The 9,664-nt window shown below is 34.4% G+C and carries 6 protein-coding genes and 1 tRNA gene; all 7 read left to right on the top strand.

Going from position 1 to position 9,664, the window contains the following annotated elements; translation table 11 throughout:
* The first annotated feature begins 54 nt into the window (after positions 1-54).
* The 7 genes from ACW2QF_RS14500 (at position 55) to ACW2QF_RS14470 (ending at position 9,277) form a co-directional block, all read left to right on the top strand.
* Positions 55-126, top strand: a tRNA-Gln gene (locus tag ACW2QF_RS14500).
* 330 nt (positions 127-456) lie between these two features.
* Complete coding sequence (gene nifJ / locus ACW2QF_RS14495; RefSeq protein ID WP_455716723.1) at positions 457-3,987, top strand: pyruvate:ferredoxin (flavodoxin) oxidoreductase; 3,531 nt, start codon at positions 457-459, stop codon at positions 3,985-3,987.
* Positions 3,988-4,197: 210 nt separating this feature from the next.
* Positions 4,198-4,371 carry a hypothetical protein gene (locus ACW2QF_RS14490; protein ID WP_455716722.1) on the top strand — a complete coding sequence of 58 codons (174 nt, stop codon included), beginning with the start codon at positions 4,198-4,200 and terminating at the stop codon, positions 4,369-4,371.
* A 188-nt stretch (positions 4,372-4,559) separates the two neighbouring features.
* Positions 4,560-5,507, top strand: a complete 948-nt coding sequence (locus tag ACW2QF_RS14485) for a hypothetical protein (protein WP_455716721.1) — start codon at positions 4,560-4,562, stop codon at positions 5,505-5,507.
* 167 nt (positions 5,508-5,674) lie between these two features.
* On the top strand, positions 5,675-6,157 hold the full coding sequence (greA, locus tag ACW2QF_RS14480) for a transcription elongation factor GreA (protein ID WP_455716720.1): 483 nt from the start codon (positions 5,675-5,677) through the stop codon (positions 6,155-6,157).
* A gap of 31 nt (positions 6,158-6,188) precedes the next feature.
* The gene (lysS, locus tag ACW2QF_RS14475; RefSeq protein ID WP_455716719.1) at positions 6,189-7,679 is read left to right on the top strand and encodes a lysine--tRNA ligase; all 1,491 of its coding nucleotides are present in this window, start codon (positions 6,189-6,191) and stop codon (positions 7,677-7,679) included.
* A 671-nt stretch (positions 7,680-8,350) separates the two neighbouring features.
* Positions 8,351-9,277: an alpha/beta hydrolase family protein gene (locus tag ACW2QF_RS14470; RefSeq protein WP_455716718.1), complete on the top strand. Its 927-nt coding sequence runs from the start codon at positions 8,351-8,353 to the stop codon at positions 9,275-9,277.
* The last annotated feature ends 387 nt before the right edge of the window (positions 9,278-9,664 follow it).

Here is a 9,664-nt window from a genome sequence, read left to right as displayed (position 1 = left end):
ACAAAAATCAATTTAGTATAATTGACTGTGCTGATATTGAATTGGCACAAATAATGGGCCATCGCCAAACGGTAAGGCACTGGACTCTGACTCCAGCATCTCAAGGTTCGAATCCTTGTGGCCCAGTATTTATATTGGAAAGGGAATGGAAGAATACCATTCCCTTTTTTTGTGCTGTTTTTTTATTCTGGTAACCTTTACAAACTATACTTGTGGTGATACAATCAAGATAGCTACTTAGATATTATGAGTGAATTTGCGTTTAATGCTAAGGGGAAACAAAAATTTAATTATAGTAGTCTGAATAGTTAAAGAGGTTAAAAATAAGGCAGAATAGTGGTATAAATTATTCTGTGTATGAAAAAAATATAATAGCTATAAATTTGTCTAGTGATGTTACGCCTAAATACTATAATCGTAACGTTACAATAATTATAAAAAGGAGGATATCTTAAGATGGCAAGAAAAATGAAAACAATGGATGGAAATACGGCGGCAGCACACGTATCGTATGCGTTTACAGAAGTAGCGGCTATATACCCAATTACACCATCTTCACCAATGGCAGACTACACAGACCTTTGGGCTACACAAGGAAGAAAGAATATATTTGGGAATACAGTAGTTCTTTCTGAAATGCAATCAGAGGCAGGAGCAGCTGGGGCTGTACACGGCTCGTTAGCAGCGGGGGCACTTACAACTACTTATACAGCTTCTCAAGGCTTGTTATTAATGATTCCAAACATGTATAAAATGGCAGGTGAGTTACTTCCTGGCGTTATTAACGTATCTGCACGTACATTAGCAAGTCACGCCCTATCTATTTTTGGTGACCATCAAGATATTTATGCATGCCGTCAAACCGGTTACGCTATGTTATGTTCAAATAGTGTGCAAGAAGCAATGGACTTAGGAGCAGTAGCTCATTTAACAGCAATTAAAGGTCGTGTACCATTCGTACACTTTTTTGATGGTTTCCGTACATCTCATGAAATCCAAAAAATCGAGATGTGGGATTATGAAGATTTAAAAGAAATGTGTGATATGGATGCAGTAACTGCTTTCCGTCGTCGTTCATTAAATCCTGAGCATCCTGTAACTCGTGGTACTGCTCAAAACCCTGATGTATTCTTCCAAGCAAGAGAAGCAAGTAACAAATACTATGATGCAATTCCAGAATTGACTCAACAATATATGGATATGGTAAATGAGAAGATAGGAACAGATTACAAATTATTCAACTATTATGGAGCTGCTGATGCAGAACATATTATTGTTGCAATGGGTTCTGTATGTGAAACTATCGATGAAACAATTGACTACATGAATGCGGCAGGTGCTAAAGTTGGTGTAGTAAAAGTTCGTTTATACCGTCCATTTAGTGCAAAACATTTAATAGATGTAATTCCTGACACTGTAAAACAAATCAGTGTACTTGATAGAACAAAAGAACCAGGAGCACTTGGTGATCCTCTATACTTAGATGTAGTTGCTGCACTTAAAGATACAAAATTCCATAATGTACCTATTTATGGTGGACGTTATGGTCTTGCATCTAAAGATACAACACCTGCACAAATTATTGCAGTATATAAGAATAAAGAGAAGAAACAATTCACAATCGGTATCGTTGATGATGTTACAAATCTTTCTCTTGAGATTACTGAAAATCCAAACACTACACCAGAAAGTACAATTAGTTGTAAATTCTGGGGACTTGGAGCGGATGGTACTGTAGGTGCTAACAAGAACTCAATTAAGATTATTGGTGATCAAACAGACATGTATGCACAAGCATATTTTGATTATGACTCTAAAAAATCAGGTGGTGTAACAATCTCACACTTACGTTTTGGTAAGAATAAGATTCAATCAACATACCTTATTGATAAGGCAGATTTTGTAGCTTGTCATTGTCCTGCATATGTTAAGAAATACAATATGGTTCAAGACTTAAAAGATGGCGGTACATTCTTATTGAACTGTAGCTGGACTCCAGAAGAGATTGAAAAGCATATTCCTGGACAAGTAAAATCATATATTGCAAAACATGGAATCAAGTTCTATACAATTGATGGTATTCAAATTGGTAAAGATGTTGGACTTGGTGGACGTATTAATACAATCCTTCAAGCTGCTTTCTTCAAACTTGCTAAGATTATTCCAACTGAAGAAGCTGTTAAGTTTATGAAAGACGCAGCTACTTCTTCATACTCAAAGAAGGGTGATGATATCGTACGTATGAACCACGAAGCAATTGACCGTGGTATTACAGGCGTTGTAGAGTTCAAGGTTCCAGAATCTTGGGCAAATGCAGAAGCAGAAGAATTACTTGTTAAAGCTGAAGGAAAGAGAAAAGATTTAGTTGATTATGTAAACACAATTCAAAATAAGATCAATTCTCAAGATGGAAATAGCTTACCAGTTTCCGCATTTGTAGATTATGTTGATGGTACAGCACCAGCAGGATCAGCAGCTTTCGAAAAACGTGGTATCGCTGTAGATGTTCCACAATGGAATAAAGATAATTGTATTCAATGTAATTTCTGTTCTTATGTTTGCCCACATGCAGTTATTCGTCCAGTGCCAATGACAGAAGAACAAGCTGCTAATGCTCCAGAAGGTTCAGATATGTTAGATATGACAGGTCTTCCAGGACATAAGTTTGCTATTAGTGTTTCTGTACTTGATTGTACTGGTTGTGGTGCTTGTGTAAGTATTTGTCCTGGTAAGAAGGGTGAAAAAGCTTTAGAATTCAAACCAATTGAAACTATGTTAGACCAACAAAAGATGTTTGATTATGGTGTTGAACAAGAAGTACCAGAAGCAGTTACAGCGAAATTCAAAGAAACTACAGTTAAAGGAAGTCAGTTCAAGAAACCATTACTTGAGTTCTCAGGTGCTTGTGCTGGTTGTGGAGAAACTCCATACGCTAAGTTAGTAACACAATTATTTGGTGATCGTATGTATATTGCCAATGCCACTGGTTGTTCTTCAATCTGGGGTGGTTCTTCACCATCAACACCTTATACAGTGAATGCAGAAGGTAAAGGACCAGCTTGGGCAAACTCATTATTTGAAGATAATGCAGAATTTGGTTTTGGTATGGCTTTAGCTCAAAGAGCTATGAGAACTAGTTTAATCTCTTCTGTTGAAGCGCTTTCTAAAGTAGTTGACAAAGAAGATGTTAAAGAAGCTTGCGAAAAATATCTTGAAACCAAAGAACACGGTACTGCTAATGCAATTGCAACGAAAGAATTAGTTAAAGCATTAGAAGCTTGTGATTGCGACAGTCCAGAACGTGAACTAATCTTAAGAGATAAAGACTTTTTATCAAAGAAATCACAATGGATCTTCGGTGGTGATGGTTGGGCTTACGATATTGGATTTGGTGGCTTAGACCATGTACTTGCTAGTGGAGAAAATGTTAATATCCTTGTATTCGATACAGAAGTATATTCTAATACAGGTGGTCAATCCTCAAAAGCAACTCCTACAGGTGCAATTGCTCAATTCGCAGCTAATGGTAAAGATTCTAGAAAGAAAGATCTTGCAGCTATCGCAATGAGCTATGGTTCTGTTTATGTTGCTCAAATTGCACAAGGTGCTGATTTCAACCAATGCTTAAAAGCTTTCATTGAAGCAGAAAGCTATGATGGACCTTCTATCATTATCGCATACTCACCATGTATTTCTCATGGTATCAAAGGTGGTATGATGGGTGCTCAAAATGAAGAAAAACGTGCTGTTCAATCAGGATACTGGCACTTATACCGTTATGATCCACGTCTTGCTGACCAAGGAAAGAATCCATTCCAATTAGATTCTAAAGAACCAACAGCAGATTATAAGGAATTCCTTAATAGTGAAGTTCGTTATAACAGATTATATCGTTCAAATCCTGAAAGAGCGGATGAATTATTCGATAAAGCGGCTAAGAACGCAAAAGAAAAATATCAAGAATTAGCAGTAAAAGCTGGCCGTTAATATAGGTACGGAGGTGATTGCAAAATAGTTTGATGGCTATATATTTTTCAAACAGATTGCATTCATACACCAGCAAAAAGAACAACCTTACTTCGTTGTATGTCAAGGTTCAGACACGTTGTGTCTGCCCTTGCCGTACAACTTTAGTAAGGTTGTTTTTTTGATGTTGCATTACATGCAATCTGTTTGAAAAATATGGTAGGCTTTGAAGTGGGGATTTTGCTAAGACCTCCTGTGTATTCATGTGGATATAGGAGCGAATCGGATTGTGAAAGAGAAGATGGGGAGAAAGTACAGAATAAAGAAGAAATGCCAGTAATGAGTAAAGAAAGTAAAGAATGTATTGAAGCAGCGCTAGGAGAGAAAACAAAAAGATTCACTTGATGGTGAATGGATTATCACTGTGACAGAATAATTGGAACTAATCCCCAAAATGACAATTGTAACATCCATCCATGACTACCTTCACTGTTAATTCCCTCACTATAGGATATAATAAAATAGAACCAGACATAAGGGTATAAGTTCCCCAGAGCAAAAATATACTTAACAAAAAAGAAAAAGGGGAGCATATGTCTAATGATTTTATATTTATTAAGCTGATGGATACAAATCAGAATGAAGAATTTATAATGGAAGAAGAGGGGATGATTGGAAAGAGGAATGGAGAATTTTTGAAACGAATTTCAGTCAAGTGGTATTACAAAAACTTAATAAGAAAACTGCCTATGAAACTTGGGAAACTTACCTTTTTAGGAGATAGTATTCCTTGTGTCATGTTACCCTTTACTAAGGATGAGAAAGATAGCTTACCAGATCAATATCTAGATCAGTATATCGAAGCGATTATGAAACACCTGAATATTAATAGGGCATATTGTATAGATGAGTTGCAGGAGAGGGATAATGAAAGGGCTGAGAGGGAGCGGACTTTGATTAAACTCCTTTATCTTGAACAACTTGTTTACATTGGAAGAGATAGATTACATATTAATGAAAAAGATATGAAACTGGTTGTTATTGATTCCATGGATAAGCGAATCGAACATGTGCTAGAACAGTTTATTAACAATTTAAATTATTTAACAATTATAACAAATCGGGAAGAATATTTTACTGGGTTTAGAGATATGATATATGATACCGCAGGGTTAGTTGTAGAGTGTGAAGAGCTACCACTAAAAAGTCACATCGAGGGGAATATTATTATAGATTTAGATAGTGAAAGTTATAAAAACTATAATTTCTTTCCTTATGGTGCCTGTGTCATTGATGTAAATAGTTCGGCGAAGAAGCGGCAATATCTACAGGAAAGAAGAAAAGATTTAACGATTATTTATGATGTGGATCTGTTGTATCAGGGGAATACCATTAAAAAGGATATGATGGTAAAATATTTACGAGCTAAAAGTATGAATATTGAAGCGATTTATGGAGAGTATTATAGGAATGTAAATCAAAATGAAATTCTTGCGTTATTAGAAGCATGTAAGATCAAAGTTAAAGAAATTGTTATGTAACTGTTTAGTAGTATGTTCAGAAGTACCTTAGAAACTTGATAACCTTGACATTGTACTGTTCATACGTTATAATACAAGGAATGTACAAGAGAAAGTGTCAGAGGGTATAGTCTGGTAATAGTATAAAAATAGTTACAGTAATAATTATGTTGGAGGTTGGGTTTAACATGGCAGACAAGAAAAATATTTTAACCTACGAAGGTTTAAAACAATTAGAAGAAGAATTACAAGACTTAAAAGTTTATAAAAGAAAAGAAGTAGCTCAAAAAATTAAAGAAGCTAGAGAACAAGGGGATTTATCAGAAAATGCTGAGTACGACGCAGCAAAAGATGAGCAAAGAGATATCGAAGCTAGAATCGAAGAAATCGACAAAATCTTAAAGAATGCAGAAGTCGTTGTTGAAGACGAAGTTGATCTTAATAAAATCAACATTGGATGTCGTGTAAGAATCATGGATATGGAATATGATGATATTTTAGATTATAAATTAGTTGGTTCTACAGAAGCAAACAGTTTAAAAGGTAAAATTTCCAATGAATCACCAGTAGGGCAAGCCTTAATTGGTAAGAAAATTGGTGATACTATTGAAGTAGAAACACAATCAGGCGCTATTAAGTATAAAATACTAGAAATTCAAAGATCTAACTAGGCCAGTTAGGTTACATAAAGGAGTGAAAGAATTGGCTGAAGAAAAGAATGTTGTAGAACAGGACCTTAATGAGATCCTTAAGGTAAGAAGAGCGAAACTTGCCGACCTTCAGGAAAGAGGAAAAGACCCTTTCCAAATTATGAAATATGATGTATCACATCATAGTATGGAAGTAAAAAACAATTTTGAAGAATTAGAAGGCAAGGAAGTAACACTTGCTGGACGTATTATGTCAAAGCGTGTTATGGGTAAGGCTTCTTTCTGTAATATAGCAGACGTACAAGGAAATATTCAATCTTATGTTGCAAGAGATAGCATAGGAGAAGAAGATTATGCAGAATTCAAGAAATTCGATCTTGGCGATATTGTTGGTTTAGCTGGTACGGTGTTCAAGACAAAAACAGGTGAAATCTCAATCCATGCAACAAAAGTTACTTTATTATCAAAGAGCTTACAAGTACTTCCTGAGAAGTTCCATGGACTTAAAGATACCGATGTTAGATATCGTCAAAGATATATTGACTTAATTGCAAATCCAGATGTTAAAGATACATTCATCAAACGTTCTTTAATAATTCGTGAGATTCGTAACTACCTTGATAGTAAGAATTTTATTGAAGTTGAAACTCCAGTACTAGTTCCTATCGCAGGTGGAGCGTCTGCAAGACCTTTTACAACACATCACAATTCACTTGACCAAGATATGAACCTAAGAATTTCCCTAGAATTATATCTTAAGAGACTAATTGTAGGTGGTTTAGAGCGTGTATATGAAATTGGACGAGTATTCCGTAATGAAGGCTTATCCGTACGCCATAATCCAGAGTTTACATTACTTGAGTTATATCAAGCATATACAGATTACTATGGAATGATGGATTTAGTAGAAGAATTATTCCGTACAGTAGCACAAAAAGTACTTGGAACTACTGTAATTTCATATGATGGTGTTGAAATTGATTTATCAAAACCATTTGAACGTTTAACAATGATTGATGCTGTTAAGAAATACGCTGGTGTTGACTTTAACGAAATCGAAACTGATGAACAAGCAAAGGCACTTGCAAAAGAACATCATGTAGAATTCGAAGCTAGACATAAGAAAGGTGATATCCTTAACTTATTCTTTGAAGAATTCGTAGAAGAGAAATTAGTTCAACCTACATTTGTAATGGATCATCCAGTTGAGATTTCTCCGCTTGCAAAGAGAAAGCCAAGTGATCCAAACTATACAGAACGTTTCGAATTGTTTGTAACGAAGAGAGAGATGGCAAATGCATTCTCTGAGTTAAATGATCCAATTGACCAACGTGGACGTTTTGAAGCGCAAGAAGCAAATCGTATGGCAGGTGATGATGAAGCAGATCACCTTGACGAAGACTTCTTATGTGCTCTTGAATATGGTATGCCACCTACAGGCGGTATTGGAATCGGTATTGACCGTTTGATTATGTTACTTACTGATTCATCTGCTATTCGTGATGTATTGTTATTCCCTACGATGAAAAACTTAGATAAGTAAGAATGTAGTAAAATCAAGGGTTTCACAGGTTCAAGTAGGTGCTTCTCATGTGACGGATTGCTTTGAACTTTACAGGATAAATAATTATAAAAATGAGGACTTTTCTTTAGAAGAAATTCTAAGGAAGGGTCCTTTTTTTATCCATATTTTAAAATGCGATATGGAATTGTAGCAGACACCGCTCTTATGAGCGAGTAGTAAGATAGCCTATTAGGGCTACTATCGAACCACCAGTTGAACTGGTGGTCGATTACTAGTAATTGTATTACTTCAAAACAATGTATTGGAATGCATATGAGGGTTCTACAATTGTCACACAAATAGGTCGATGTTTGTGTTATGATAGTCATGAAGGGATTAAATATATTGATACTATGACAATATAATAGAGAGGGATAACGTTACGTCATAAAAGTTGCACTTTTTATATTAATCAAATTATAATAAACAAAAGGAATGAAAGGAAAAGTAGGTGTATCATAAGAAGAGTACATCCTATGGTGGAGAATATGTTAAATCTAGAGACTGAACGGTTGCTTTTACGAAATTATCGAAGTGAAGATTTTTCAGATATATATAACTATTTTAATGTTTCGGATTGAATGTTTTTTGAGGGGGCTAAAATGAGTTATAGAAATTAAATTTGTATAAGTAGAAAGTAATGAGGATATATGAAAAAAATCATGAAAATATTTGTAATTATTATACTAATTATTATTGCGTTAATTGTTTGTTTGGTTATTTATGCTTCAAAAAAATCAGTAGTTTTTAAAAATTACAATGAAAAACAAATTACAGGTGGAAAAATAGAAGCAAAGTATTCTAAAATGGGTAGTTATGAATATGAAAGCAAAGTATATGATGCTGGAAAAGAAAATAACAAACAAAGCCATTATAAAGTTTGGTATCCAATAACTGAAGGAAAATATCCATTAGTTGTAATGGTTAATGGTACAGGAGTACCTTATCAAAAATATGAAGCAATATTTGAGCATCTTGCATCTTGGGGATTTATAGTTATTGGTACTGATTATGAAACAAGCTGGGATGGTGTTGCAGCATCAAATATGTTAGACTTTGCGTTATCAAATGATGAGATAAAATCAATGGTTGATGGAGAAAATATTGCAATTGGTGGACATTCTCAAGGGGGAGAAGGGACATTCAATGCTATAACAGAATTTGAAAATAGAGATAAATATAAATGTGCCTTTGCGTTATCTCCAACATCCAATCCATTAGCAATTGCTTTAAAATGGTCACATAATACAGGAAAAGAAAATGAATATGGATATGATTTAACAAAAGTAAATATTCCCATATTTATGGTAGCTGGAGATGGTAAATGGGATTCTGAAACTATTTCACCAATTAGTGAAATGAAAAAAACTTTTGAAACAATACCAAGTGATATTAGTGTAGTTATGGCAAGACTAAAAAATACAGACCATAGTGATGTTTTATGGAAAAGTGACGGATATGTCACAGCGTGGCTTATGTATTACTTAAAAAATGATAGTGAAGCAAGCAATGCATTTTATGGAGGAGATGCTGAATTATTAGTAAATAAGAATTGGCAGGATTTCAAGTGCAAATAATCAATTAATTTTTAATTTGTCCATATAAAACATTTTTAGGTTATCGGAAACGGGGGAAATTCGTATATTCGTATAAAATTTAATAATGAATTGCAAAAAACGCCATAAAATCAAACCTTTTTGTTGTTCTTTAGTTTCCCGACGATGAAGACGTTGGAAAAAATAAGTATAGTTAAATCAAGCACTTTGGATTGTATTTACTACAATTTACGACCGATTTACGACAAAATAAAGAGGACACACTCAAAGTGAGAGATGATATGTTAAAATATCATTTCTCATTATTTTAATTATAGATAAAACAACTAAAAGAGTTTTGACTTGCAAACGAGAGCAATAAAACATTTCCAATTTGTCTATGAATTAAAAAGTAGGATACCTTATAAA

Source organism: Anaerosporobacter sp., from assembly GCF_965301125.1.
The sequence above is the reverse complement of the archived record's forward strand: the minus strand, read 5'-3'. Positions and strand labels throughout refer to the sequence as shown.